Below are 26,257 nucleotides of genomic sequence, written 5' to 3'. Positions count from 1 at the left end.
CGTCATGGCACGCTTCTTTATCGATCGTCCGATCTTCGCCTGGGTGTTGGCCATCATCGTGATGCTGGCCGGCATCCTGTCCATCGCCACCTTGCCGATTGCGCAATACCCCAGCATCGCGCCGCCCGCCGTCGCCATCACCGCCAACTATCCGGGCGCCTCGGCGAAGACCCTGGAAGACACCGTCACCCAGGTCATCGAGCAGAAGATGAAGGGGCTGGACCACCTCAGCTACATGGCCTCCACCAGCGAATCCAGCGGTGCGGTGACCATCACGCTGACCTTCGACAACGGCACCGATCCGGACACTGCGCAGGTGCAGGTGCAGAACAAGTTGTCGCTGGCCACGCCGTTGCTGCCGCAGGAAGTGCAGCAGCAGGGCGTGACGGTGACCAAGTCGGCCACCAACTTCCTCAACGTGCTGGCCTTCACTTCCGAAGACGGCAGCATGAGCGATTCGGACCTGTCCGATTACGTGGCGGCCAACGTGCAGGAAACCATCAGCCGCGTCGAAGGCGTGGGCGACACCACCTTGTTCGGCTCGCAGTACGCGATGCGGGTATGGATGGACCCGAACAAGTTGAACAACTTCAGCCTGACTCCGGTGGATGTGCGCACCGCGATCCAGGCGCAGAACGCGCAGGTTTCCGCCGGCCAGCTGGGCGCGTTGCCGGCGGTGCCCAACCAGCAACTCAATGCCACCATCACCGCGCAGACCCGGCTGAAGACCGCCGAGGAGTTCGAGAACATTTTGCTGCGCACGCAGTCCGATGGCTCGCAGGTGCGCCTGCGCGATGTGGCACGCATCGAGCTGGGCAGCGAGAGCTACAACACGGTGGGCCGCTACAACGGCAAGCCGGCCGCCGGTCTGGCGATCAAGCTGGCCACCGGCGCCAATGCGCTGGATACGGTGCGCGCGATCGACAAGAGCCTGGAGGAGCAGGAGAAATTCTTCCCCCCCGGCATGAAGGTGCAGAAGCCGTACGACACCACGCCGTTCGTGCGCATCTCCATCGAGCAGGTGGTGCATACGCTGATCGAAGCGGTGGTGCTGGTGTTTCTGGTGATGTACCTGTTCCTGCAGAATTTCCGCGCGACCTTGATCCCGACCATCGCGGTGCCGGTGGTGTTGCTCGGCACCTTCGGCGTGCTGGCGGCGTTCGGTTTCACCATCAACACGCTGACCATGTTCGCGATGGTGCTGGCGATCGGCCTGCTGGTGGACGATGCCATCGTGGTGGTGGAAAACGTCGAACGCGTGATGGGCGAGGAGCAGTTGTCGCCCAAGGACGCCACGCGCAAGTCGATGGACCAGATCTCCGGCGCGCTGGTCGGCGTGGCCCTGGTGCTGGCCGCGGTGTTCGTGCCGATGGCGTTCTTCGGCGGTTCCACCGGTGTGATCTACCGGCAGTTCTCGATCACGATCGTCTCGGCCATGACCTTGTCGGTGCTGGTGGCGATGATCCTGACTCCGGCCCTGTGCGCCACCTTGCTCAAGCCGGTGGAGAAGGGCCATGGTCTGGCGACCACCGGGTTCTTCGGCTGGTTCAACCGCCTGTTCGATCGTGGCAACAGCGGCTATCAGGGCGTGGTGCGGCACATGCTGGGCAAGGGCTGGCGCTACATGCTGGCCTACGCGGTGTTGCTGGCGTTGGTGGTGTTCGGCTTCATGAAGCTGCCGGTGGGCTTCCTGCCGGACGAGGACCAGGGCACGCTGTTCGTGCTGGTGCAGTTGCCGCCCGGTGCCACCGATGCGCGCACCGGCGAGGTGCTCAAGCAGGTGGAGCATCACTTCCTGGTCGATCAGAAGGACTCGGTTGCCGGCATTTTCGCGGTCTCCGGTTTCAGCTTTGCCGGTACCGGCCAGAACGTGGGCTTTGCCTTCGTCAAGTTGCGCCCGTGGGACGAGCGCACCGGCAAGGGCCAGAGCGTCACCGACGTGGCGGGCAAGGCCGGTGCGTTCTTCAGCACCATTCGCGATGCCAAGGTGTTTGCGTTCGCACCGCCGGCGGTGTCGGAGCTGGGCAATGCGACCGGCTTCGACCTGATGCTGCAGGACCGCGCCAACCTCGGCCACGAGGCCTTGATGCAGGCGCGCAACCAGCTGCTGGCTGAGCTGTCGCAGGACAAGCGGCTGGTGGCGGTGCGCCCGAACGGGCAGGAAGACACGCCCGAGTTCAAGCTGGAAATCGATTCGCACAAGGCGCAGGCCATGGGCGTGTCGATCGCCGATATCAACAACACCTTCTCCAGCGCCTGGGGCAGTACCTACGTCAACGACTTCATCGACAAGGGCCGCGTCAAGAAGGTGATGCTGCAGGCCGATGCGGTGTACCGCATGAATCCGCAGGACATCGACCGCTGGTTCGTGCGCAACAGCGCCGGCACGATGGTGCCGTTCAACGCTTTCGCCACTGCCAGCTGGAGTTCGGGCTCGCCGCGTCTGGAGCGCTACAACAGCGTGCCGTCGGTGGAGATCCTGGGCATGGCGATGCCGGGTGCTGCGTCCAGTGGCGAGGCGATGCAGATCGTCGAAGCGGCGGCGGCCAAGTTGCCCCCGGGCATCGGCTACGAGTGGACCGGGTTGTCGCGGCAGGAGAAATCCTCGACCGGCCAGACCGGCCTGTTGTACGGGTTGTCGATCCTGATCGTGTTCCTGTGTCTGGCCGCGTTGTACGAAAGCTGGGCGATTCCGTTCTCGGTGATCCTGGTGGTGCCGCTGGGCGTGTTCGGCACGCTGCTGGGCGCAATGCTGACCTGGAAAATGAACGATGTGTACTTCCAGGTGGGCCTGCTCACCACCATTGGTCTTGCATCGAAAAACGCGATCCTGATCGTGGAATTTGCCAAGGAACTGCATGAAAGCGGCAAGAGCCTGATCGAGTCCGCATTGGAGGCAGCACGCATGCGCTTGCGGCCGATCCTGATGACATCGCTGGCCTTCATCCTAGGCGTGGTGCCGCTGGTGCTCGGCAGTGGTGCCGGTGCAGGCGCGCAGCATGCATTGGGCACTGCGGTGATCGGCGGCATGTTGTCCGGCACGATCCTGGCGATCTTCTTCGTGCCGTTGTTCTTCGTGCTGATCAGCGGCTTGTTCACCCGCCGCGCGCAGCCCATTTCGCCCGCACCGCAACCGGCAGGACATTGAGATGACACCGATCCGCATGACATTGACCGCGATCGCGGTGGCCGGCGTGCTGTCCGGATGCACGCTGATGCCGCGCTATGCACGGCCCGACGCACCGGTGCCCGAGCGCTTTGCCGGCACCGAGCTCTCGACGGCATCAACTACCACCGATACGGCCATCCCCGGGCAGGCGATCGATATCGCCAACATCGGCTGGCGGCAGGTGTTCACCGACCCGGCGCTACAGCAGGTGATCGCGCTGGCACTGGAGAACAATCGCGACCTGCGCGTGGCCGCGCTCAACATCGAGGTGGCACGTGCGCAGTACCGGGTGGAGCGCGCTGCGCTGCTGCCCGCCGTGCAGGGCACCGGCACCGCCAATAACGCGCGCACGCCGTCGGAGCTGGCCATTCCGGGCCAGCCGCAGGTCTTCCGGACCTACAGCGCCAACATCGGCGTCAGTGCGTACGAACTGGATCTGTTCGGGCGTGTGCGCAGCCTCAAGGAACAGGCGCTGCAGCAGTTCCTGTCCACCGCCGAGGCACGCCGCAGCACCCATATCAGCCTGGTGGCCGAAGTGGCCACTGCCTATCTGACGCTGGCGGCCGATCAGCAGTTGCTGCAACTGGCGCAGTCCACCTTGAGCAGCCAGGGCGACAGTTATCGCCTGCAACAACGCAGTTTCGAGCTGGGTGTGGCCTCGCAGCTCAGCTTGCGCCAGGCGCAGACCACGGTGGAATCCGCGCGCGTGGATGTGGAGCGTTACACCGCGCAAGTGGCGCAGGACCGCAATGCATTGGTGCTGCTGGTCGGCACGCAGGTGCCGGCGGAGCTGTTGCCGCAGGCCTTGCCCGACGGCGCCAGCGTGGACGGCAACGTGCTGGCCAGCGTGCCTGCCGGGCTGCCGTCGCAGTTGCTGCAGCGCCGCCCGGACATCCTGGAGGCCGAGCGCAACCTGCGTGCGGCCAACGCCAACATCGGTGCGGCGCGCGCGGCGTTCTTCCCGAGCATCAGCCTGACTGCATCGACCGGCTCGTCCAGCAGCAGCCTGTCCAACCTGTTCGATTCCGGCACCCGCGCCTGGAGCTTCGTGCCCACGCTGACGCTGCCGATCTTCAACGCCGGGCGTAACCGCGCCAACCTGGACATGGCCAAGGCCAACCGCGATATCGAAGTGGCGCAGTACGAAAAGGCGATCCAGAGCGCGTTCCGCGAGGTTTCCGATGCGCTCGCGCAACGCGAGACCCTGGGCCGGCAATTGCAGGCGCAACAGGCCCTGGTCGATGCCACTGCCGACAGTTACCGGCTGTCGCAGGCGCGCTTCGAACGCGGCGTGGACAGCTACCTGCAGGCGCTGGATGCGCAGCGCGCGCTGTACAGCGCGCAGCAGAACTTGATCACCACGCAGCTGTCACGCTTCACCAATCTGGCGACGTTCTACAAGGCGATGGGCGGCGGTTGGCTGCAATCGGCCGACCCGGCGGTGGCCACGACGGCGACGGGGCAGCCACGTGGATGACGCCGCTGCCGAGGTCCCGGCGCCCAGGCGCGCGCCGCACGACAAGCGTGGCGCGATCCTGCGCGCGGCAGCCGAGCTATTTCCACGCCAGGGCTTCGACAAAACCAGCATGGACAGCATCGCCGAGCGCGCAGTGGTGTCCAAGGCCACGGTGTATGCGCACTTCGCGTCCAAGGAGGTGCTGTTCCGTACCACCCTGGAGGCGCTGGCGCACCAGTCGCCCAATCCCTGGGAGGCGCTATTGAACATGCGCGGGCCGCTGCCCGTGCGTCTGCTCGCCATCGCCGACGCGGTCGTGCGCATGGCAGCCAGCAATGCACTGGGCGATGCCGCTTACGGCCTGGTGCGGCCGCCGGCACTGCCCAGCCAGATACGCGAGGAGATGTGGACGCTGGGCTTCGAACGCTACGACACCACGATGCGCGTGGTGTTGGCGCGCGAAGTGGAGCAGGGCAGCCTGGTCATCGACAATCTGCCGGATGCCTCGGTGCATTTCTTCGGATTGATGACCGGCATGCCGGCCAATGCGGCGCTGCGTGGCGACACGTGGCAGGCACCGGCCGCCACGCAGCACGGGTATGTCGCCAGTGCGGTGGCGCTGTTCCTGCGCGCGTATCGGCCGCAACCGCCGGTGGTGACAGCGGAAGGCAAGCGCGAGGTGCCGAGCGGGTTCTAGCTGCGGCGGCAGGACAGCGCAATGGGCGTTACCGAGAAGGCCTGGTCGCGCGCAGGCACGCTCCTACACGGGTGTGTCAGCGCGCCAGGTTGTGCCGCAACGCATTGATCACCCCCTTCAACCCGGCCGCAAACCGACGCTGTCGTAGGAGCGTGCCCGCGCGCGACGGGGCGTTACCGAGAAGGCCTGGTCGCGCGCAGGCACGCTCCTACACAAGCGTGTCACCGCGCCGGAGCGCGCCGCAACGCGTCGATCACCCCCTTCAACCCGTCCGCAAGCCGACGCTGTCGTAGGAGCGTGCCCGCGCGCGACGGGGCGTTACCGAGAAGGCCTGGTCGCGCGCAGGCACGCTCCTACACAAGCGTGTCACCGCGCCGGAGCGCGCCGCAACGCGTCGATCACCCCCTTCAACCCGTCCGCAAGCCGACGCTGTCGTAGGAGCGCGCCCGCGCGCGATGGGGCGTTACCGACAAAGGCCTGGTCGCGCGCAGGCACGCTCCTACACGGGTGTGTCAGCGCGTCAGATCGTGCCGCAATGCGTCGATCACCCCTTCAGCCCGGCCGCAAGCCGACGCTGTCGTAGGAGCGTGCCCGCGCGCGATGGGGCGTTACCGAGAAGGCCTGGTCGCGCGCAGGCACGCTACTACTCGGGCGTGTCAGCGCGCCAGGTCGTACCGCAACGCATCGATCACCCCTTCAACCCGTCCGCAAGCCGACGCTGTCGTAGGAGCGTGCCCGCGCGCGATGGGGCGCTACCGAGAAGGCCTGGTCGCGCGCAGGCACGCTCCTATACGGGCGTGTCAGCGCGCCAGGTCGTGCCGCAACGCATCGATCACTACCTTGATTGCGCGCGAGGATTGGCGGCGGCTGGGGTAATAGGCGTGAGCCATCGAACGGCTCGCACCAGTCCTCCAGCACGCGGCGTAGCCGGCCGGCGGCGATGTGCCCTAGCGCCATGGTTTCCGGCAAGAACGCGGGTCCGCCGCCGGCCAACGCGGCAGGCAGGATGGCGCTGCTGCCGTTGAAGGTCCATTGGCCGTCCACGCGCACCTTGACCTCGCGGCCGTCCTTTTCGAAATCCCAAGGCAGCAGGCCGCCATGGGTGGGCAGGCGCAAGCCGATGCAGTTGTGCCGGGCCAGCTCGGCCGGCGCGGCGGGGATGGTGTGGTGCACGAAGTAGTCCGGCACCGCCACCACCGCCATGCGCTGCACCGGGCTGATCGGCACCGCGATCATGTCCTTGGCGACCTGGTCGCCCAGCCGGATGCCGATGTCGTAGCGCTCGGCAACGATGTCGGCCAGCCCGTAATCGACGGTGACCTCGATCTTGAGGTCGGGATAGTCGGGCAGTACGTTCGACAACCCCGGCCAGAGATAGGCATCGGCGGCGTGGCCGGCGGTGGTGATACGGATGGTGCCGGCCGGCTTGTCGCGGAAGTCGGTGAGCGCGCATGCCATTCATGCCGCTGCATCATGCGCGATGGTGCGTGATGGCTTCAAATCTGAGATGTCATTGCCGCATTGATGCGCTGTGTTTCTAGGTGCATGCGCGGTTGCCCGGGTAATGCCGGCGCACGCGCTACAGTGCAGGCACTTGGATCGAGGAGCACTGCCATGAATCTGTTCGCAACTGCGATGTCGCTGTCGATGATGGCCGCCGTCACGCCCGGTGGTGAAGAGCAACAGGCGATCAGGGTGAGCAAGGCCGGTGGCGCCGCATCTGCGGCCGGCCCGGCCGACTATTTCACCGGCAAGGTGCGCATCGATGCGCCCTTCCAGGCCGACGCGCCGGCGCGGGTGGGCGGCGCCACGGTGACTTTCGAACCTGGCGCGCGCACCGCCTGGCACACCCACCCACTGGGGCAGACGCTGATCGTCACCGCCGGTGCCGGGCGCGTGCAGGAATGGGGCAAGCCGGCGCAGCAGATCCGCCCGGGCGACATCGTGTGGATTCCGCCGGGCGTCAAGCACTGGCACGGTGCCAACGCCACGGTGGCGATGTCGCATATCGCCATCGCCGAAGCGCAGGACGGCTCGCCGGTGACCTGGCTGGAGCAGGTCAGCGAGGCGCAGTACGCGGCCGAGTGACACGGCGCTCAACGATGACGTGGTGCGGTCTGCCGCGTCATCGTAGGTGATGCATGTCGCTTAGTGCAGGAGCGCGTGACTAGGCTCCGCTGCGTCACTGCGCACGAATGAGCTTACGCCGCTTGTGTCGCAGCCTGTGCCCCGGCACGCAACCGTTGCGCGTCACGTGCGGGCGGCGCGCCGAGAATGCGTGCGTAGTCGCGACTGAATTGCGAGGCGCTCTCGTAGCCGACGCGAAAGCCGGCATCGGCGGCATTCAGCGCTTCGGCCAGCATCAGCCGGCGCGCTTCGTGCACGCGCAGATGCGAGCGATATTCCAGCGGCGTCATCGAGGTGACCGCCTTGAAATGCGCATGAAAGGTGGAGCGGCTCATTGCCGACAGATCGGCGATCTGCTCGATGCGGAAGCGCTGTGCGTAGTGCTCGCGCAGCCAGACAATGGCTTTGGAAATCTGGTTGAGCCGGCTGTCGGCGATGGCCATCTGGCGGACCACCGCATTGGCCGGATCGGCCATCAGGCGATAGAGCACTTCGCGCAGGACCAGCGGTGCCAGCGCGGCGATCTCCTGCGGTTGGTCGAGCAGACGCGCCAGCCGCACTGCAGCGTCCTGCAATGGCGGGGTGCTGTGGTTGAGCAACAAGCCGGCCTGCGCCGCATCGCGTTGCGGCTCCACCAGCTCCGGGTGGCTGACGGCCAGGTCGCTCAGCACGGCGGTGTCCAGATCCAGGCAGAAACACAGATACGGCTGCGCGGCGCTGGCCTCGATCACCGAACCGACGATCGGCAGATCCACCGAGGCCACCAGATACATCTGCGGGTGATAGAGATACGCCGCCGCGCCCAGCATCGCCTGCTTGCGGCCTTGCGCCACCAGGCACAACATCGGCGTGTAGACCGTGGGCACCGACACGGTGGGCGAGGCGCTGCGCATGATCTGCAGCCCGGCAATCCGGGTGGCGTGCATGCCGTCGCCAGGAGCATGGCGCAGCAGGATGTCGGTCATCTCGGTCAAGGCGGACATGCAGGACTCGGCGGTGGCACCAGGCGGCTCGGCCGCGATGCCGTCGATCGTACAAGACCGACTGTCATGGAGCCCACATGCCGACCGCAGTAGCGGCAAAGGCAGCGCCGGGTGGCGCCGGCACCGGCGGGCAGGCCTGCGCGCCCGACGCCCGACAATCGCAGGCCAGACACGATCCTGCGCTCACACACGCGCCGTATCATGGGTGTCTGTTCCCGTGACCACCCCGTCCCATGCCCGCAAAACGTTCGACCATCCCCGCACCGGCGAGCCCGGCCGACTGGAAGGCGCTCGAGGCCGCCGCCACGGCCGAACTTGCGCGCCGCACGGCGCAAGCGCATCGGCAGATCCTGGGATTGTTGAACACGCATGGGCATCTGCTCAGCGAAGCGCAGCGGCGTGGATTGCACCGGCGCTTGCTGCGTGCGGGACGCTAAACGGAGCCGCTAGGACGCCAACCACATCCTTGACGCTAGAGCGACGGTGTCAACGTGCCGGCCGCACGCGCTTTATTGATTGGTGAGTCGAGTGCGCGGTGCCCTCACCACTTGCGGGACACGCCGTGAATCCGTCCGTGTAGATTCCTTGGCGGCCTCCATGCCGCCAAGGGTCCCGCAACCGGCAGGGACACCTCACCAAAAAGGTGGTCGGCGCTCGCATAAGAGCTGCTTGTTGCGCGAAGTGCATTGGTCGTTGACTGTGGGGTCGCGCAGGTGCATCGCTATCCAAATGCACATGACGCGCTGCGCTTGCCCATGCGCACCGACCATCCCGACTGGTTGTCGTTAGAGATGCATCGGGCGGTGAGCTGGCACATCGGCATCAAACAACGCGCATCTGGCACTGCTTTTAATCGTGCACATCGACCATCCAGACAGGTCCTTGCCCGCCTACCGTCGCGGGACCTTACGCGGCATGGATGCCGCGTAAGAGCCTACAGGGACGTACTTGCGGCGTGTCCCGCGATGGTGGGCGGGCAAGGGCCCCGCAGCCAAGCGGCAGATCGCCTGCTTTACAGCTGACCTATCTGCAACGCCGTAGATCGTCCACTCTGCCTTGCGGCATGTGCTGCGATGGTGGGCGTGCAAGGGCCCTGCAGCAAACTCGCAGATCGCCGCCCACCACTGATCCAACAGCGCGACTCGGCCGCATCCAGCCACTAACCAACCAAGACGTCGCCTCGCAGCCACGCATCAATCCACGTCCAGCAAGGACCGGCAAACACAAGCAACGCGCACGCGTTCAACCGCCCAGCTCCCACGGCGGCACGTCGCCCAGGCGTTCCTGCAGAAAATCCACGAATGCACGCACACGCGGTGGCTGCAGCTGGCGCGCCGGCATCACCGCGTTGATCTGCGAGGTTGGCGGCGGGTAATCGGGGAGTACCTCGACCAACCGGCCGTTGCGCAGCTCCTCGGCGATATGCCAGTACGAATGCAACGCGATGCCTTGGCCGGCGACGGCCGCATCGCGGATCAACTCACCGAAATTGCTTTCGAAGCGGCTCTGCATGCGCACGCGCACCAGGCCGCCCTCCGGGGTTTGCAACTGCCAGACATCCTGGCGGCCGTCGCGGCCCATCAGCAGCACGCCGGCATGCCCGGCCAGGTCGTCCGGCGTGCGCGGGGTGCCATGGCGCTGCAGGTAATCGGGCGAGGCGGCGAGGGTGCGGCGGTTGTCGGCGATGCGCCGCGCCACCAGCCCGGAGTCGTCCAGCGGGCCGATGCGGATCGCCAGGTCGAAGCCTTGCTTGACCAGGTCCACCAGGTCGTCGCTCAGGTGCGCACTGATGTGCACGCGTGGATGACGGGCCTGGAATTCCGGCAGCAAGGGCGAGACGTACTGCCGCCCGAACGAGGCCGACATGGTCATGCGTAGGATGCCGCCGACCGCGTGTGCGCTCTCGCGCAGATCGTCGGCCAGCGCGTCCAGATCCTGCACCAGCACGCGGCCGCGCTCGGCCAGGCGCTGGCCTTCGGGGGTCGGGTGCAGCCGGCGCGTGGTCCGGTGCAGCAGGCGCACGCCCAGGTCGCGCTCCAGCCGCTTCAGGCGCTGGCTGGCGACCGCCACCGACAAATCCAGGCTGCGCGCGCCGGCAGTGATCGAGCCGGAGTCGAGCACGCGCAGGAACAGCGCGATATCGCCGAGGCGGTCCATGCGATTCTCAATGATTGCTTGATAGTGAATCAGGATAACAGGGGTTTTTGCTTAGGACGCTGGAGCGCAGGCTGTGGGTTGTCTTCCCTGGTCCATGCCCATGTCCGCTTCCGCGCGTTCTTCCCGTTTTCCGCCAGCGCTGCTGGCGCTGACCATCGGTGCCTTCGGCATCGGTACCACCGAGTTCGTGATCATGGGCCTGCTGCAGCAGGTGGCCACCGACCTGGGCGTGTCGCTCAGCGCCGCCGGCCTGCTGATCAGCGGCTATGCGCTGGGCGTGTTCGTCGGGGCGCCGGTGCTGACGCTGGCCAGTGCGCGGCTGCCGCGCAAGGCGGTGCTGGTCGGCTTGATGGCGATCTTCACCCTGGGCAACGTGGCCTGCGCGCTGGCGCCGGACTACACCAGCCTGATGATCGCACGCGTGCTGACCTCGCTGGCGCACGGCACCTTCTTCGGCGTGGGCGCGGTGGTGGCCACCTCGCTGGTCCCGGCCGAACGCCGTGCCTCGGCGATCTCGCTGATGTTTGCCGGGCTGACCGTGGCCACCCTGCTGGGCGTGCCGGCCGGCGCCTGGCTGGGTCTGCAGCTGGGCTGGCGGGCAACGTTCTGGGCGGTTGCGGTCGTCGGCGTGCTGGCCACGGCCGCGGTAGCACTGTGGGTACCGGCGAACGCAGGCGCGGCCGCGCCGGTGTCGTGGCGCCAGGAAGTGGCGGTGCTGGGGCGCGGACAGGTGCTGCTGGCCCTGGCGATCACGGTGGTGGGCTATGCCGGCGTATTCGCGGTATTCACCTATATCCAGCCGTTGCTGGTGGACGTGAGCGGTTTCGCGCAGACGGCGGTGTCGCCGGTGTTGCTGGTCTTCGGCGTCGGCATGATCGTGGGCAATCTGCTGGGCGGGCGTCTGGCCGACCGGCGTCCCACCGCTGCGTTGCTGGGCAGCCTGGCGGCATTGGTGGTGGTGCTCGCCGCGATGGGCCTGGTCCTGCACAACAAAACCGCGATGGTGGTGTTCGTCGGGTTGCTGGGCGTGGCCGCCTTCGCCACCGTGGCGCCGCTGCAGTTGCGCGTGCTCGAGCATGCGCGCGGTGCCGGCCAGAACCTGGCTTCCAGTCTCAATATCGCCGCGTTCAATCTGGGCAATGCGCTGGGCGCCTGGCTGGGCGGCGTGGTGATCGCCACCCATGCCGGCCTGGTCGCCACCCCGTGGGTCGCCGCGCTGTTGAGCGCGCTCGGCCTGGGCATCGCGTTGTGGAGCGTGCAACTGCAACGCCGGCGTGCCGCCGCGCCGGGCGTGTGCGCGCAGGCGGGTTGATTCGTTTTTTAGGCACGAGCGCAGTGACCGCGCAACCGGCAGCCCTGCGCGCTCGCGCGGGTGATCGGCGAGCGGAGCCTGGCGCCTGGCATCGCGCGTGGCCGGATCGACCGCCAGCGCGCGGATTTTCCTTCGGTTTCAAGGAGCATTGCGATGGAGACACGTTTTCTCGGCCGTTCCGGTTTCAAGGTGCCGGTGCTCGGTCTGGGGGCCGGTACCTTTGGCGGCAAGGGGCCGCTGTTTTCTGCATGGGGCGATACCGATGTGGCGCAGGCGCAGCGCATGATCGACCTGTGCCTGGAGGCGGGCCTGAACCTGTTCGACACCGCCGATGTGTATTCGGACGGCGCCTCTGAAGAGATCCTCGGCCAGGCGCTGCAGGGCCGCCGCGATCAGGTGATCCTCTCGACCAAGACCGGCCTGCGCCTGGGCGATGGGGCCAACGACGCCGGCGCCTCGCGCTTCCGCCTGTTGCGTGCGGTGGATGCCTCGTTGCGACGCCTGCGCACCGACTATATCGATCTGCTGCAGCTGCATGCCTTCGACGCGATGACGCCGGTGGAAGAAACCCTGTCCACGCTGGATGGGCTGGTCCGCGCCGGCAAGGTGCGCTACCTGGGCGCGTCCAATTACGCCGGCTGGCAGCTGATGAAGTCGTTGGCGGTGGCCGATGCGCAGGGCTGGAGCCGCTTTGTCGCCAACCAGACCTATTACTCGCTGGCCGGGCGCGACTACGAATGGGAGCTGATGCCGCTGGGCATCGACCAGGGCGTGGGCGCGGTGGTGTGGAGTCCGCTGGGCTGGGGGCGCCTGACCGGCAAGCTGCGCCGCGGCCAGGCATTGCCCGAACACAGTCGCCTGCATGCCACCGCGGCCGCCGGCCCGGCGATCAGCGACGAGCGCCTGTTCGACATCGTCGATGTGCTCGACGCGATTGCCGACGAGAGCGGCCGCAGCGTGCCGCAGATCGCCATCAACTGGCTGCTGCAACGGCCCACCGTGAGCACGGTGCTGATCGGCGCACGTGACGAAGCGCAGCTGCGCCAGAACCTGGGCGCGGTGGGCTGGTCGCTGACGGACGCGCAACGCGCGCGCCTGGATGCGGTGAGCGCGGTGGAGCCACCGTATCCGTACTACCCGTACTGGCGCGGGCACTTTGCCGAACGCAGCCCGCTGCCGGTGTGATGCCGCATCACAATGGCCGTGCCGTGCGCGGAACTACCTCGGGACAGGGCACCTTGATGTCTCGAAAGAGCCGGAAGAGCGCATCCGGGTTGAATGGCGGATGCGACAGGGCGTCGATCGGCTCCCGGTGCGCGGTTGCGCAGCCGATGCCGGCGGTGAGAAAGCGCAGTGGTCGCATGGCCGCGAAGGCGTAGCAGCTGGACCACTGGCACAGGCAGGCATGCGCCGCGCCTGCGTTTCCGCGTTGCGCGTCCAAGGACGTGGCCGCGCGCTCGGACGTGGACCGCGCGACAGCCGTGGGCTGCCGCGCGGGATGACGTCTTGGCTTGCCTACCAGCGATACGCCACCGACATCTGGTACTGCCGTCCGGCGATCGGCCGGCCCATGAACACGCCGCCGGTCGCTGCACCCGGGACACGCACATTGCCTTCGGTCAGGCCCAGCGTGTCGGTGACGTTGCTGCCGCTGGCGGTCACTTCCCAGTGCTCGCCCACATGCAGGTTGGCGCCGATGTCGAGCATTTCGTAGGACGGCAGCCGCTGGCTGTTGGCCAGGTCCGCAAAGCGGTCGCCGATGTAGGAATAGGTGGCAAACACCTTGAGGTCGCCGAACGGCAGCATCCAGTAATAGCTGGGCGTGATGCGGAACTGGCGCTTGGGCTGGCGCATCACCTGGTTGCCGGTGAACTCGCGGTAGTTGCGGTACTTGGCATCCAGCCACACCCCGGTGCCGGCCAGCTCGAAGCCGCCGAACGGGCGGATGGCACCTTCCACCTCCAGCCCGCGCGCACGCGAGTCGCCAACGGTGGTGAAGTTTTCACCATTGGCCAGGAACGCCTGGAACGGCGAGTTCTTGAAGGTGTTGTAGAACGCGGTCAGGTACAGGTCGTAGCTGCTGGCACCGGACTTGAGCCCGAGTTCGTACTGATCCACTTCCTGCACGCGATTCTGGCCATCGCGCAGATTGTCGAAGCCGGGGAACTTCACCCCTGAATTGACGCGTGCGAACAGGCTGTTGTGGGTATCGAGCGTGAAGTTCAGCCCCGCCGTCCAGGAGAACGCCTCATCGTCCTGGTCGATGCGGCGCGTGCTGGCCAGGGCGAGCGAGGTGGCGTTGTCGTACAGCGTGTCCGGGTTGCCGTCCAGATCGACGGTGGCGGTGTCGTGCACATCGCCGGTGACGCTCTGGCGTTCGTAGCGGGCGCCCAGGTCCAGGCGCAGCCGCGCGTTGAGCTCCCATTCGTCGGCGACGAAGGCGGCGATGTTCTCGCCATCGTAGTTGGCGCGCAGGTTGAAGAACGCGGTGCTGGTGAAACCCTGGCGCGTGGCCTGCTGGCCGTTGTCCAGCGCCAGATCGATCCGGCGCGCGTTGTTCTGCGCGGTAAGCAGCATGGTGTTGCCCAGGTACCAGGTGTCGGCCGAGGAGTACTTGGCATAGTACGCACCCACGGTGAGCGTGTTGCCCGTAAACAATTCGCGGCTCAGGCGCAAATCGTTGGTGACCGAATTCAGGCGCTTGTCCACCGACCACCAGCCGGCTTCCAGCACTTGCTGATTCGGATCGACGACGCCGCCGCCATTGGTGAAGCTACCGCTGCCGGTAGTGCCGTAACTGGCGATGAAATCGCTCAATCGCACCGGCGCATCGCCGGTGAACAACGCATAGGTCGGTGCGCTGCCGCTCATCACGTTGAAGCGGTCGGCAATGGTCCAGTCGCCAGTCTCCCAGTTAAGTTCGCCACCGAACACATCGATGTTGACGCCGCGGCCGTCAGCCAGATCGCGACGGATGGTCTGTCCATCCGGCCCGACTAGCAGGTCGACATTGCGGAAGTCGCGGCCGAGCAGGGTGCCGGTCTGCGCATTCAAACCGGGGAAACTGGACAGGTCGTTGCCGTTGTTGCGCGACAGCAGCGGAATGGCGGTATAGAAGGCATTGTTGTCGTCGGTATGCCGCGCGTAGAACGACAGCTCGCCGCTGTCCCAGCGCTTGCTCAAGGTGGCGCTGAACTGGCCACCCTTGTCGGCGGAAAACTGCGGGTCGCGCACGCCGTCGGTTTCGCGAAAGAAACCGCCCACGCTGTAGTACCAGCCATTGCCCATCGGCCCGCTGTTGAAGACATCGATGCGGTGCAGCGCGTTGTTGCCGCCGGTCAGGCGCACGCTGCCTTCAGGCTCGTCCTGGCCTTTTTTCTGGATGAAGTTGACCGTCAGGCCCGGTTGACCGTTGGAGAAGATCGGGCTGGAGCCGCCACGCAACACCTCCATGCGCTCGACCGTGTCGTCGACGCGAAACAGCGTGGAATTTTCCAGGAACGACAGGGTCGGCGGCGGGAACAGCGGCGAGCCATCCAGTTGCATGGTCACGAACGGCGCATCGCCTTCGGATGGCATGCCGCGCACGAAGATATTGGCGCCGGTGCCGCCGCCGCTGGGCTCGGCCCATACGCCGGGTACGATCTTCAGCAGGTCCGCAGTGCTCTGCGGCACCGCCTGCTGGATCTGCTCCGGGCTGGCGGTGGTGATCGAGAAGCTGGCATCGCGCTTGGCCAGGCCCTTGAAGCGCGCGGTGCCGCTGACGATCACTGCATCCAGCGTGGTGGCCTCGCTGCGCGGCTCGGCGGTGGACGTCTGCGCGTGCGCGGCAGGCGCAAGTAGGGCGCCGATGGCAAGGGACAGGGCATAGCGGGGCATCGATGCTGTCATGAAAGCTCTCCTGGGATGACGTCGCAGCTGGCGGCAATGCGCGCGTCGTACACGCGCCGCCAAAGGGTGACCGGCAGCACGTCACAGTGGCCGGTCGCGCAACGCAGCGACACACGTCGCGCTGTTGTTCTAACGGAGTTGCCGGCAAAAGCTGTTGTGCGCTGCGGCACTCGGTGCAGGCGATATGCTCGCCATCGACAATGCGGCAAGGCGCCAGACAGCGCGTGCGCAGTGCACGCGTGACGCTATCGGACCGCGTGTGAGGCCTTTCAACGCGCGCCACAGCGGCAGCCGATGCGAACCATCGCGGCGGCATGATGACTTTTGCGCATGCACTGCCAGGCACCGTGCAATGGCGCAGCGATGTCGCTGCGGGCAGGCGCGCGCTTGCGCCTGCTTTACGCTGCTGCGCGTACCGGCGTGGCTTCGCGGATCGGCGGGTTGATCAGTGCGGCGATGACTGCCAGCAGCATGTCGGCGTACCACATCCAGCTGTAGTCGCCGAAGCGCTCCAGCGCCAGCCCGCCCAGCCACGCCCCGAAGAAGCCGCCGATCTGGTGCGACAACAAGGTCAGGCCGAACAAGGTGCCCAGGTAGCGCGGGCCGAACAGTTTGCCGATCAAGCCCGCCGTCGGCGGCACCGTGCCCAGCCAGGTAAAGCCCAGTGCCGCGGCGAACAGGTAGAAGGTCAGCGGCGTCGGCGGCGCGATCAGGTATAAGCCGATCAGCACCGCACGGCTGGCATACAAGGCGCACAGCAGCCACTTCATGCGGATGCGTTCGCCGAGCTTGCCGGCGACCAGGCTGCCGGCCACGTTGAACAGGCCGATCAACGCGATCGACACCGCCGACACGCTGGCGGGCAGGCCGCAGAGCGCGATCTCGCCGGGCAGGTGCGTGACCAGAAACGCGATATGCACCCCGCAAGTGAAAAAGCCCAGATGCAGGCACCAGTAACTGCGATCGCGCAGGGCAACCTGCAGTTGCGCACGCAGGCCGATGTCGTCGTTTGCGATCGGCATGTGCGTGCCCGGCGGCGGCGATCTGCGTCGCAGCGGCCAGGCCAGCGGCAAGGTCAGCAAGGAGATCATTGCCAGGCCGGTCATCGCCCTGGCCCAGCCGGCGGCGCCGATCATCAGCTGCACCAGTGGCGCAAAGACGAACTGGCCGAGCGAGCCGCCGGCATTGATCAGCCCGGCTGCGAACGAACGCCGCTCCGGTGCGAGCCGGCTGGCAGTGGCACCGATCAGCACCGAAAAACTGCCGGCGCCCGCACCGGCGGCAGCCAGGATGCCCAGCGAGACGATCAGGCCCCACTCGCTGGCCAGCCACGGGCTCAGTCCCAGGCCCAGCGACAACAGCACGCCGCCGAACAGCAGCACCGGCAGTGGCCCGCGCGCATCGGCGATCGCGCCGAATACCGGCTGCACCGCGCCCCAGACCAGTTGCCCCACCGCCAGCGCGAAGCTGATCGACGCGATGCCGATCCCGGTCTGGCGATGGATCGGCTCCACGAATAGGCCGGTGGTCTGGCGTGCGCCCATCGTCAGCATCAGCATGGCCGAGGCGGTGAGCAGCAATCCCCACTGCGCGCCGGTGCGGGCGCTCACAGACGTGCTCATGCCGCTGCCTCCGCGTCCAGGGCCGCATCCAGTTGCATCAAGGTGGCGTGCAGCTGCGCGGTGGAAGCGCTGCCGAACAGCGTTTCCAGCTGCTTCTGTGCGCGTTGCCAATGCGGCAGGGCGCGCACCAGCAGCCCGCGCCCACTGCGGCTCAATACCACCAGTTTCTGGCGCGCATCCTCGCCGCGACGTGCCTGCACCCAGCCCGCCGCCAGCAGCGGCTTGAGATTGCGGGTCAGCGTGGTGCGATCCATGCCCAGCGAGTGCGCCAACGCGCCCAACGGCTGTGCGCTGACCAGCCGGCGCAGGATCGAGTACTCGTTGAGGCTCAGGCCTACCTGCGCCAGGGCATGGTCGTACAGCTGCGAGGTACGCCGTGCGGTGCGGCGCAGCTGGAAGCAGGTGCAGGGGCCGGTCCCGGACATGGCGATGCTCCACGAGGATGCTCGCACTTTGCGTGCATATGCACCTATTGGCAAGCGCGTGGCGAATGTGGGGCGCTTGTCCGTCGAAGCAGGACCGATCGAGTCTGCGTGGGAAGACCGCCCGACCCGCGGCAATGACGGCGCTAGCACATGCGTTGGTGTGCACCGGCAGCCTTGCTATCGGCCGACGCCGGCAAGCGGCATCGAGCTTGATTGGTGAGCGGGGCGTCTAGCCAGCTCGTGCAATGCAGCGCATCGGCTATTCGCTGCGAGCAGCATTGCAGGGCAGGGCTGCCATCGCCCCGCCGCTGCGCGCAGCACTGCAGAACGCCGAGGCCGGCAGCCCCGCCGCCGGACATGACGAGGCCGCCCGAAGGCGGCCTCGCTTATGACGGCGGGAGAGAGGTACCGTCAGAAGAACAGGCGCACGCCGAACGAGGCGCTGCGGCCGGGAAGCATCACGTCGTCCTTGAGGAAGGAGGTGTGCACGCGGGCGTCCTGGTTGGTCAGGTTGTTGCCGTCCAGGAACACTTCCCACGCGTTGCTGCCACGGTCCACGTGGTAGGCCAGATGCGCATCGACGAAGGTATAGCCGTCGGTCGGGGTTTCGTTCACCGCCACCTTGTCCTGCTTCATGGTGCGGGTGGCGCCGAGCGAGGCGCGCCATGCATCGGCGTTCCAGCGCATCTGCGCGCCGACGCGGCCCGGTGCGATGCGCGGCAGGTTGCCGCCATCCTTCAGGCGCGCACGCACGGTGTCGCCGAACACGCGCAGATCCCACGCGCCGGTGTCGTTGTCGGCCAGATGGAAGGTGGCCTCGCCCTCGAAACCGTGGAAGACCGCATCGTTCTGCGTCCACTGGCGGATCGGAAGGAAGTCGTTGTCTTCTTCGTTGAACCATTGGCCGCCGGTATCGACGATGTAGACAAAGTCGTTGTAGCGGTTGTAGTACGCGGCGATCTTGGCATCCACCCATGCGTTCTGGAAGTTCAGGCCCAGCTCGGCCTGGTTGGCCTTTTCGGTCTTCAGATCCGCATCGCCGATCTCGTAGGCGAGGGTGGCGATGTGCGGGCCGTTGGCGAACAGCTCTTCCTCGGCCGGTGCGCGTTCGGCGTGGTCGAGGTTGGCGGTCAGGCGCCATTGTTCGTTGAAACGGAAGCCGCCGCTGGCCGAGAAGCTGGTCGGGGTGAAGTCGCGGTCCACGCCGATGTCGGTGCGGTACTTGACCTTGTCCACGCGCGCGCCGACTTCGGCGGTGACGCGCTCCCAGCTGTTGCGCGCGACGCCGAACACGCCGAGCGAGCGGGTGTCGGTCTTGGGCACGAAGGATTCCTCGCCGATCGCCTGGAAGGTGGTGTCGCTGCCCTGCAGGCCGAATGCGGTCTGCCAGCCGCCGCCGAAGGTGAAGGACGCTTCCACGCGGCCTTCGTTGGCGCGCTTGGTGAACACGGTGCCGACTTCGGCGCCTTCGAATTCGGTGTGCGCGTAATCGGTGTGGCCGAAGCTGTAGCGCAGCGCGCTGCCTTCGCCCCAGGGATCGGTCAGCCCGCCCTTGAGGTCGTAGCGGTCCTGCTGCAGCTTCAACGACACCCCGCGCTCGCCGATCGTCGGGTCGCCCGGCTCGCCGGGGTTGCCGTAGTTGTCACGGAAGCGCGAGGCCGACAGGCCGACGAAACCCCAGTCGCCGGACAGCGAGGCGCCGACCGAGCCGACCTTGGAGTCGATCCAGCTGTTGAGCTGGCGCCCCTGCGGGGTGTCGTAATCGTTCTGGTTGCGGTACACGCCGTCGGCATGGATCGACAGGCCGCTGCCATTGCCGGCATCGACGCGGAACATGTCGGTGTTGCCGTCCTTGTCGCCGCCGTCGAAGCGCACTTCGGCGCGGCCGCTGAAGCCGTCCACCGGGGTTTCGGCAATGCGCCCGTCGACCACGTTGACCACGCCGCCGATCGCGCCGGAGCCGTACAGCAGCGTGGACGGGCCCTTGAGCACCTCGATCTGGTTGGCCAGGAACGGCTCGATCGCCGGGGAATGGTCCTGGCTGACCGTGGACACGTCCTGGGTCGACAGGCCATCGCGCAGCACCGCCACGCGCGGGCCGTCCAGGCCACGGATGATCGGCCGGCCGACGCCGGGGCCGAAGTTGGAACTCTGCACGCCGGGCAGGCTGGCCACGGTCTCGCCCAGGCTGGAGCTGCGTACCTCGTCCAGACGCTCGCCGGCCAGTACCTCGACCGGGCGGCTCAACTCGCCGGCCGCATCGCGCAACGGGCTGGCGGTGACCACGACCTTGTCCAGGTCCTTGACATGGCGGCCACTGGAAGCGGTGGCGTCGTGGCGCGTGTCCGAGCTGGGCGGGGTCTGCGGGTCGGCGGCTGCCGGTGCGTCCTCGGCCATGGCCAGGGCGGGCGTCAGCAGGCTGGTCAGCGCCAGCGAGAGCGTGGAGCGGCGGAACGAGAAAGCGAGGCGAGGGTGCATGGCGGGCCGGACTCTGTGATTGTTACTGTATATCAATGATAAGGCGCAGCTTGGCTGCTGTGCCGACGGCAGGACCCGCTCACCTGCGCGATGCAGCGGTGCGGGTCTGGAACAAGGAAGATGTTATATTATTCCACGTCGCCGCGAGCCCCTGCTGGAAGTCATGCCTCTACCGTCCCTTCGCCATGTGCTCGACCGCTTCGGTGCGACCGGTTCGCTGCTATGCGCCGTGCATTGCGCGGTGCTGCCGCTGGTGCTGGCCCTGGCCCCGTCGTTGGGCCTGTCGTTCTGGCTGGGCGATGGGGTCGAACTGGCCATCGTGGTGTTCGTGACGCTGCTGGGGCTGTTCAGCCTGGTGCTGGGCTATCGCCGCCACAAGGCGCTGCACGCGCTGGCACTGTTGCTGCCGGGCTTGTTGCTGCTGTGGGCCGGCCTGCTCTACGACCCCTTGCACCACGCGGTGGTGCCGCATGCAGTGGTGATGACGCTCGGCGGCGCGCTGGTCGGCATCGCCCACTTGGTCAACCTGCGTCTGAACCACGGGCACGCCCACGTCCACGACGCCAGCTGCGCGCACTAGCCCGGGCTGCGCGGGCAGGGCCTACGTGGTAGGCTTGCCGGCCTTGCGCGAGGGCGCCGCCGGCGTAAACCTCGCCAGACCCGTGTTCAGCGCGGGGATTTTGTATTCAGTATTCACATTCAGGAGTCGACGAACATGGGTAAGGGTGACCGCAAGACCGCCAAGGGCAAGCGCTACAATTCCAGCTACGGCAATTCGCGTTCGCACGCGGTGAGCAAGGTTGTCGTGGGTGCAGCTGCCCCGGTTGCCAAGAAGGGCGTGGTCAAGGCGCCGGCCAAGAAGGCTGTTGCCAAGAAGACCGTTGCCAAGGCCGGCTGATCCCTAGCCCGCTTCGCGACACCAGAACGCGGCGCTTGCGCCGCGTTTTTTTATGTCCGGCATCGGCGTAGACGCGCGCTGCAGCGCTCGCCCGAGCAGCCATTCCGCTACCGGCCTGCGTCGAAGCGGCGACCTGCGCGCCGCTGGCGTCGGTTCGCGCATGGCACGGCAGCGCCGGCCGCAATGCGCGGCGGTCACGGCCGGCAGCTGCACACTGCGGTCGGTCGGCCCTGCGCCGCTCTCCCGCCTGGGATGTTCAGTGCGTCGTCGCCGTAGCCGGCGAGGTGCGGGACGGCGTCGGCGCCAGCAACTGTTCGGCCAGGCCGCGATAGATCGGCGTCTTGCACACCAGCCCGGACATTGCGCGCGCGATCAGCACGGTGGCCAGGATCGGCAACAGCATCTGGCTGGTGTCGGTCAGTTCCAGCGAGATCACCGCCGAGGTCAACGGCGCCTGGGTCACGCCGGTCAGGTATGCGCACATGCCCAGCAGCACGAAGGTGCGCGGGTCCACGCCCGGCATCAGCACAGACAGGTTGTGACCGATGCCGGCACCCACCGCCAGCGCCGGCGAGAACAGCCCGCCCGGAATGCCGGCCAGGTAGGAGACCAGGTTGGCCACCAGCTTCATCAGCCCGAATTCGTGGCCGACCACTGCATGGCCCTGCACCAGGCTGCGCGCCTGCTCGTAGCCGGTGCCGAACGCGCCTTGCCCGAACACCAGTGCCAGCCCGACCAAGGCCACCCCGCACAGCGCGGCCAGCAATACCGGATGGCGCTGGCGCAGCGTTGCCAGCCAGCGCGGTTTGCCGCTGACGCTGGCCAGCACCAGGCGCGCGAAGATGCCGCCGAGCAGGCCGGCCACGCTGCCGCATAGCGCGATCGCCAGCCAGGCCTGGCCCAGCGGCAGGGCCACCGCCACCTTGCCGAAGTAGGTGTAGTTGCCCAGCAGGCCCAGCGATACCACGCCACCGACGATCACCGCAGTCAGCAAGGTGCCGGAGAAGCGGTGCTCGAAGCGCCCGCTCAATTCCTCGATCGCAAACACCACCCCGGCCAGCGGCGTGTTGAACGCCGCGGCGATACCGGCCGCGCCGCCGGCGAGCAGAAAATGCGAGAGCTCGCGCGGATCGCGAAACCCGAACCAGCGCCCGAACACATGCATCAGGCTGGCGCCGACATGCACGGTGGGGCCTTCGCGTCCGACCGAGGCGCCACCGAGCAGCGACAGGGTGGTCAGGGCGAGCTTGCCGATCGACACGCGCAGCGACAGATTGGTCTGGCGAAATGCGGCGTCGTCATGTTCCAGCGCCGCGATGACCTGCGGGATGCCGCTGCCGCGCGTCGGCCGCATCGCGCCGGAGGTGAGCCAGGCCAGCAGGGCGAAGATGCCCGGCGTCAGCAGCAGTGCCCACCAGATCGAATGCGCGGTGATGCGCTGGAACAACTGGAAGGCGGCGTCGCTGGCCTTGGCGAACACGATCGCCACCAGTGCTACTGCGATTGCGCCGCCCCAGAGTGCGGCGCGACGACGCCAGCCTTGGCTGGACAACAACGGCCGCAGCCGAAGCCGGCGCGGCGAGGGATCAGGAGCAGACATGGCACCATTGTCGCATCCGCGCAGCGCGGCCGCGACGCGTCACTCAGCGACCGGCGGCCGGCGGCACGCGCAGGGCCGGCAGCAGCGTGGCGGGATTTCCATCATTGGGCGCGGCGGGAATGCCCAGCAGCCGGGTCATCAGCGCATACACATCGACGTTGTCGAAACCCGGCAAGCTCTTGCCCTGCGCCAGATCCGGGCCCTGCGCCAGGAACACCGCGCGCATCGACGGCAGCGCCGGATCGAAACCGTGCGAGCCGCGCATCTGATCGCGCGGGCGCTTGGCCAGCTTGTCCGGGAACAGTGCATCCCAGCCTTCGTGCATCTGGCACACGATCGGCGGAATGCGCGGATGCGTGCCGTAGTGCCAGCGTGCCGGCAGCTCCGTCTTGCGCCAGCAGTCGTACTGCGCATGCGCACCGAGCAGGCCGGCTTCGGCGCGGGCCTGCTGTCCCGGCAATGGCGCAAAGCCGATCACCTGCCCGTCGGTCACGGCAGTGGCGATGTCCGGGCGCGCCATGTCTTCCACGCTGATCGCATGCCCGGGCGCCACCTCGGCCATGCCGTGGTCGGAGACCACGACGATATTGGTGCGCTCGCGCGTGCCGTCGCGCTGCATGCCGGCCAGCAGCCGGCCGATCGCGCCATCCACCGCACGCACGTTGTCGGCGTATTCGCGCGACTCCGGGCCGTGGTCGTGGCCGGCTTCGTCCACGTGTTCGAAATACAGCGTGACCAGGCGGTTGCGGTCGGCACCGGAGGCGGCCAGCCAGCCCCGCACTTCGTCCACGCGCGTGTCCAGGCTGGTGCCTTCTTCGTAATGGCGCCAACGCGTGGGGCGCACGCCGCCGATCGCCGCCTCGCTGCCCGGCCACGACCAGGTTGCGGCATGCAGGCCATGGGTTTCCGCACCTACCCACAGCGGCTCGCCACCCCACCAGCGCGCATCGCCGACGGCATCCTGCTTGCTCAGCCAGAAGCCGCCCAGCGTCGCATCGCGCATGCTGTTGTGCACGATGCCGTGGTGGTCCGGGCGCAGGCCGGTGACCAGCGTGTAGTGATTGGGAAAGGTCAGCGACGGGTACGACGGCGTCATCCAGCGCGCACGTACGCCGTCGTGTTCCAGTTGAGACAGATTCGGTGTGATGCCGCGATCGAGCATGTCCGCGCGCAGCCCGTCGATGGAGATCAGCAGCACGCTGTGCGGTACATCGCTGTGCGGTGCGCCGGCCGACGCGGGCGCCGCCGGGGCGGGCGCTGGCGTACTGCGCGAAGGGGCGTGAGAACTACAGGCCGCGAGCAGTGCGAGCGCGGCAAACACAAAACGTCGATCGATCATCGCGCCAGTTTACGGCCTGGCAATGACGTCGCGAAGTCAGCGCGTGCCGGCGGCGGATGCGGCGAACAGATCGTCGGCCGCTGCGCCCTGGCGCGGTGACCAGCCTTCCATCTGCAACAAGGCCTGCTTGGTCGGCAGACCGCCGCCGAAGCCGGTCAGCGCACCATTGGCGCCGATCACGCGGTGGCAGGGCAGCACGATCGGCAATGGATTGCGCCCATTGGCAGCGCCGACCGCGCGGCTGGCGGCCGGGCGTCCCACCGCGTGCGCGAGTTGCGCATAGCTCCAGGTCTGCCCGAACGGAATCTGCGCCAGCGTATGCCAGACCTGCAGCTGAAACGGCGTGCCGGTCGGGGCCAGTGGCAGGTCGAAGCTGCGCCGCCCGCCATACAGATAGTCGAGCAATTGCTCGCGCGCCTCGCGCACCAACGGCGCATCGGGGTCGTGCTGCCAACGCGCGCGGCCGACCGCGTCGTAGCGGTTCTGCGCGAACAGGATGTGGTGCACGCCGGCAGCATCGGCGGCCACGCTGAGCGCGCCGATCGGCGAGGGAAAGGTGTCGTAATACAACGTGCTCATGAGCGGGTGTCCTTGCGATCGACAGCGAGATGCCACAGGTGCAATACGGCGTAGGCGCGCCACGGCCGCCAGGCCTGCGAGCGCGCTTCGGTGGCACGCTCGCTCAGGCGCTCGGGCGTGCCGAGCACCTGCTGCAGGATCAGGTCGCCGGCCGGAAACGCGTCCGGATGCGACAGCGCACGCATGGCGACGTAATGCGCGGTCCACGGCCCGATACCGGGCAACGCGGTGCAGGCGGCGACGAACTCGGACAGGCGCTGGCCGGCGCCGAAATGCAGCTGCCCTTGCGCGCAGGCCGAGGCCAGCGCCCGCAGCGTGGCCGCGCGCGCCCGCGGCAGACCGAGTTGTTCCAGCGGCGCCTCGGCCAGCTGTGCCGGGGTCGGAAAGATGCGGTCCAGGCCGGGCGGCATCTCCAGATGATGGCCGCCATGCCGGTCGACCAGCCGCGCCGCCAGCGTTGCCGCGCCGGCCACGCTGATCTGCTGGCCCAGCACGGCGCGCACGGCCACTTCAAAACCGTCCCAGCCACCCGGCACGCGCAGCCCGGGGCGGCGCGCGATCGCCTCGGCCAGCAGCGGCTCGGTCGCCAGCGTGGCGTGCACCGCCTGCAGGTCTGCATCCAGATCGAACAGGCGGCGTACCCGCCGCACGATCTGCGGAATCTGGCGCGGGTCGGTGGCGCCGATGCGCAGTAGCAACTCCGCACGCTGCGGCGCCGCGCTGACCTCGATCAGCGTTGCGTTGCCCGGCGTGCCGATCACGCGCCGGTAGCCGCTGGCGTCGACCTGCTCGATGCCGGGAATCGCGCGGCGTTGCAGGAATGCCAGCATCGCCGGCAGATCCAGCGGCGGGCGGTAGCCCAGGCGCAGGGTCAACTCGCCACCCGGGACCTCGGCACGCTGCTTGCGCAGCGCCGATGGCGGCATCCCGCAGCCTTCCAGGAATGCGGCATTGAAGCGACGCAGGCTGTTGAAGCCGGCCGCCAGCGCGACCTCGGTGACTGGCAATGCGGTCTCGGTCAGCAGTTGCTTGGCCAGCAGCAGCCGGCGCGTGCCGTGCACCTGGATCGGGGTGGCACCGAGCTGCTGCACGAACTGCCGCTGCAGCTGGCGTGCGCTCAGGCCCACTGCGTCGGCCAGGGTCTGCACCGGCTGCTCCTGCAGGGCACCGTCGGCAATCATCGCCAGTGCGCGTTGCACGCTCTCTTCGCCCAGATGCTGCTGCGCCTGCGGCGACAGCTCGGGGCGGCAGCGCAGGCAGGGCCGGTAGCCGGCGGCACTGGCTGCCGCCGCGCTGGGGTAATAGCTGATGTTGCCCGGCTTGGGCGGCGGCGCCGGACAGACCGGGCGGCAGTAGATGCCGGTGCTGCGCACCGCGGTGAAGAACAGCCCGTCGAAGCGTGCATCGCGCGCCAGGCGGGCGCGGTCGCATTGGAGTCGGTCGGGCGTGACGGTCTGCATGGCGCCAGTCTATGCGCTCGCCCCGACCCCGGCTGGCCGTTTTCGGACAGGGTTGCACCGGGCC

19 protein-coding genes and 1 pseudogene are annotated in these 26,257 nt (G+C 67.5%); 9 read left to right on the top strand and 11 right to left on the bottom strand.

The features are described 5' to 3' along the window. Positions 1-4: 4 nt before the first annotated feature. The 3 genes from DGN21_RS13260 to DGN21_RS13250 are packed head-to-tail and all read left to right on the top strand — an operon-like array spanning position 5 to position 5,322. Positions 5-3,148 (top strand): efflux RND transporter permease subunit, encoded by a 3,144-nt coding sequence (locus tag DGN21_RS13260; RefSeq protein WP_126965906.1) that lies wholly within the window; start codon positions 5-7, stop codon positions 3,146-3,148. Between the two features lies 1 nt (position 3,149). Then, a complete protein-coding gene (locus tag DGN21_RS13255; RefSeq protein WP_126965907.1) occupies positions 3,150-4,646 on the top strand; it encodes an efflux transporter outer membrane subunit in 1,497 nt (498 codons plus the stop codon). Next, entirely contained in the window at positions 4,639-5,322 is a 684-nt protein-coding gene (locus DGN21_RS13250) for a TetR/AcrR family transcriptional regulator (protein WP_126965908.1), read from the top strand. Before DGN21_RS13255 ends, DGN21_RS13250 begins: the two co-directional genes overlap by 8 nt. Before the next feature lie 800 nt (positions 5,323-6,122). Here DGN21_RS13250 and DGN21_RS13245 read toward each other — a convergent pair. Further along, positions 6,123-6,771, bottom strand: a pseudogene (locus DGN21_RS13245) (LysR substrate-binding domain-containing protein); the annotation flags it as partial. A gap of 165 nt (positions 6,772-6,936) precedes the next feature. Between DGN21_RS13245 and DGN21_RS13240 the strand changes: the two are divergent. Further along, positions 6,937-7,410, top strand: a complete 474-nt coding sequence (locus tag DGN21_RS13240) for a cupin domain-containing protein (RefSeq protein WP_024939905.1) — start codon at positions 6,937-6,939, stop codon at positions 7,408-7,410. A gap of 113 nt (positions 7,411-7,523) precedes the next feature. Here DGN21_RS13240 and DGN21_RS13235 read toward each other — a convergent pair whose 3' ends face one another. Then, positions 7,524-8,432, bottom strand: a complete 909-nt coding sequence (locus DGN21_RS13235; RefSeq protein ID WP_043088272.1) for an AraC family transcriptional regulator — start codon at positions 8,430-8,432, stop codon at positions 7,524-7,526. Positions 8,433-8,665: 233 nt separating this feature from the next. Between DGN21_RS13235 and DGN21_RS13230 the strand changes: the two genes are divergently transcribed. After that, complete coding sequence (locus DGN21_RS13230) at positions 8,666-8,869, top strand: hypothetical protein (protein WP_126965909.1); 204 nt, start codon at positions 8,666-8,668, stop codon at positions 8,867-8,869. 805 nt (positions 8,870-9,674) lie between these two features. Here the strand turns inward: DGN21_RS13230 and DGN21_RS13225 are convergent. Further along, positions 9,675-10,589, bottom strand: a complete 915-nt coding sequence (locus tag DGN21_RS13225) for a LysR family transcriptional regulator (RefSeq protein ID WP_046343521.1) — start codon at positions 10,587-10,589, stop codon at positions 9,675-9,677. Positions 10,590-10,689: 100 nt separating this feature from the next. On the opposite strand from DGN21_RS13225, the gene DGN21_RS13220 reads away from it, so the two are divergent. Continuing rightward, a complete protein-coding gene (locus DGN21_RS13220) occupies positions 10,690-11,901 on the top strand; it encodes an MFS transporter (protein ID WP_126965910.1) in 1,212 nt (403 codons plus the stop codon). Positions 11,902-12,054: 153 nt separating this feature from the next. Next, positions 12,055-13,086 (top strand): aldo/keto reductase, encoded by a 1,032-nt coding sequence (locus DGN21_RS13215; RefSeq protein WP_126965911.1) that lies wholly within the window; start codon positions 12,055-12,057, stop codon positions 13,084-13,086. Between the two features lie 330 nt (positions 13,087-13,416). On the opposite strand, the gene DGN21_RS13210 is transcribed toward DGN21_RS13215, so the two are convergent. The 4 genes from DGN21_RS13210 to DGN21_RS13195 form a co-directional block, all read right to left on the bottom strand. Beyond that, on the bottom strand, positions 13,417-15,792 hold the full coding sequence (locus DGN21_RS13210) for a TonB-dependent receptor (RefSeq protein WP_215824945.1): 2,376 nt from the start codon (positions 15,790-15,792) through the stop codon (positions 13,417-13,419). A 398-nt stretch (positions 15,793-16,190) separates the two neighbouring features. Beyond that, entirely contained in the window at positions 16,191-17,414 is a 1,224-nt protein-coding gene (locus DGN21_RS13205; protein ID WP_126965913.1) for an MFS transporter, read from the bottom strand. Next, entirely contained in the window at positions 17,411-17,839 is a 429-nt protein-coding gene (locus DGN21_RS13200) for a MarR family winged helix-turn-helix transcriptional regulator (protein ID WP_126965914.1), read from the bottom strand. The genes DGN21_RS13205 and DGN21_RS13200 overlap by 4 nt, the downstream gene beginning before the upstream one ends. Before the next feature lie 411 nt (positions 17,840-18,250). Beyond that, complete coding sequence (locus tag DGN21_RS13195; protein ID WP_054591549.1) at positions 18,251-20,317, bottom strand: TonB-dependent receptor; 2,067 nt, start codon at positions 20,315-20,317, stop codon at positions 18,251-18,253. A 163-nt stretch (positions 20,318-20,480) separates the two neighbouring features. Between DGN21_RS13195 and DGN21_RS13190 the strand changes: the two genes are divergently transcribed. Then, positions 20,481-20,897 (top strand): MerC domain-containing protein, encoded by a 417-nt coding sequence (locus DGN21_RS13190; RefSeq protein ID WP_024939915.1) that lies wholly within the window; start codon positions 20,481-20,483, stop codon positions 20,895-20,897. 135 nt (positions 20,898-21,032) lie between these two features. Beyond that, the gene (locus DGN21_RS13185) at positions 21,033-21,215 is read left to right on the top strand and encodes a 30S ribosomal protein THX (protein WP_016904806.1); all 183 of its coding nucleotides are present in this window, start codon (positions 21,033-21,035) and stop codon (positions 21,213-21,215) included. A 256-nt stretch (positions 21,216-21,471) separates the two neighbouring features. On the opposite strand, the gene DGN21_RS13180 is transcribed toward DGN21_RS13185, so the two are convergent. Genes DGN21_RS13180 through DGN21_RS13165 form a run of 4 tightly spaced genes read right to left on the bottom strand, consistent with a single transcriptional unit; the run spans position 21,472 to position 26,193 of the window. Continuing rightward, positions 21,472-22,815: a chloride channel protein gene (locus tag DGN21_RS13180; protein WP_054591548.1), complete on the bottom strand. Its 1,344-nt coding sequence runs from the start codon at positions 22,813-22,815 to the stop codon at positions 21,472-21,474. A 43-nt stretch (positions 22,816-22,858) separates the two neighbouring features. Beyond that, a complete protein-coding gene (locus tag DGN21_RS13175) occupies positions 22,859-24,154 on the bottom strand; it encodes an ectonucleotide pyrophosphatase/phosphodiesterase (protein ID WP_126965915.1) in 1,296 nt (431 codons plus the stop codon). A gap of 36 nt (positions 24,155-24,190) precedes the next feature. Beyond that, on the bottom strand, positions 24,191-24,733 hold the full coding sequence (locus DGN21_RS13170; protein ID WP_126965916.1) for a methylated-DNA--[protein]-cysteine S-methyltransferase: 543 nt from the start codon (positions 24,731-24,733) through the stop codon (positions 24,191-24,193). Then, complete coding sequence (locus tag DGN21_RS13165) at positions 24,730-26,193, bottom strand: AlkA N-terminal domain-containing protein (RefSeq protein ID WP_126965917.1); 1,464 nt, start codon at positions 26,191-26,193, stop codon at positions 24,730-24,732. The genes DGN21_RS13170 and DGN21_RS13165 overlap by 4 nt, the downstream gene beginning before the upstream one ends. Between the last annotated feature and the right edge of the window lie 64 nt (positions 26,194-26,257).

This window comes from Xanthomonas sp. MLO165, assembly GCF_018831305.1.
GTDB lineage: Bacteria > Pseudomonadota > Gammaproteobacteria > Xanthomonadales > Xanthomonadaceae > Xanthomonas > Xanthomonas arboricola.
This window is presented reverse-complemented; position numbering and strand designations above follow the sequence as displayed.